Source organism: Streptomyces sp. NPDC051172 (assembly GCF_040682555.1).
Classification (GTDB): Bacteria; Actinomycetota; Actinomycetes; order Streptomycetales; family Streptomycetaceae; genus Streptomyces.
The window spans coordinates 1-1,098 of the sequence record NZ_JBFBBE010000449.1 but is presented as its reverse complement, the minus strand read 5'-3'; the positions used below and the strand labels follow the sequence as shown (position 1 = coordinate 1,098).

2 protein-coding genes are annotated in these 1,098 nt (G+C 66.1%); one reads left to right on the top strand and one right to left on the bottom strand.

Going from position 1 to position 1,098, the window contains the following annotated elements; genetic code table 11:
• A partial coding sequence (locus AB0N07_RS51855) for a hypothetical protein (RefSeq protein WP_365848072.1) occupies positions 1 to 559 on the bottom strand: 559 nt, incomplete at its 3' end.
• 309 nt (positions 560 to 868) lie between these two features.
• On the opposite strand from AB0N07_RS51855, the gene AB0N07_RS51850 reads away from it, so the two are divergent.
• The coding region (locus AB0N07_RS51850; RefSeq protein ID WP_365848070.1) for a hypothetical protein at positions 869 to 1,098 on the top strand (230 nt) is incomplete at its 3' end.

Genomic DNA, 1,098 nt, shown 5'->3' with positions numbered 1-1,098 from the left:
CCAGCGACCATGCCAGTGGTGGCCAGACGATGTCGGCCAGCGACGTGTGAGCCTGAGAGCGCTCGAGCACCCGGACGGCCCAGACCCTGCTGGCCAACAACCCACTTCGTGGGAAACGGGGGTCTGAGAGGCCCAGCCTCAAACTGAGATCAGCAGGCCAGTCCACGCTGGAACCACGGTGGTAGTCCTCCGTTGCCAACTGTTGCGCAAGGCTCGGGTACCGGGTGCTCAGCCCGCTGTTCAGAGCGAACATGCCATAGAGCACACAACGGATCACGGCACCCGGGGCGAACCTCACGTCCGGCACGGCCCCCGGATGGATGGCCAAACGCCGCGCACCCAAGGTCGTCAACCGCTGCACCTGCGTGGAGAAGTCGGCGTAGGCCCTGTCGTATTCGCCACCGCAACGACTGTTGCACGCCTTACAGAGGCCGCGGACCCACATGCCACCCCTGTTCCAGCGGCCGGGCTCACGGAGCTGCCCGACAAACCGGTCTGGCGCACGCTCCACGCGATCGTCGTTGCCAGCCGCTCTCGGCGGCACGTGCGTGCGGCTCATCTTTCCCTGGGCACCGCAGAGCCCACATGCCCGGACCGCCTTGGATGCCCCCATGTCGGCCACCAGACCGGATGCATTCATGTTCACCGCGTCTTTCTCATCTTCGCTACTCAGCGCTGTCCCGGCCGCGTTGCTGACGTGTCGGGTGCCGGTCCTAGCCGCTGCTCTGGATTGAGGTCGGGGTAGCGACGCAACATCCACGAACGTTGGGCTATACCGACCTCGATGGCCCGACGCGTCTCCACCGGGGCGCCTCCTCGGTTACACAACTCGGTGAGCACACCAATCTCATCCCGCAAGCGCATTCGCGTGCGTTCGAAGTTCTGGCGGCAGTTGCGGCTGCAGAAGGTCTGCGGCCGGCCAGCACTGGAGTCGGTCGGCCATGCGCACATGTTCGTGCAGTCCGGATGCAGACACCGCATCTGTTCAGCGGGTCGCAGCCCGCGCACCAACGCGTCGTCGATCTCGGCCCAGCTGCCCCGCTTCACCCGAGCGAGAGTCCGGACGATCGAAGGGGTCCTCTCCCCGCCCACGCCACC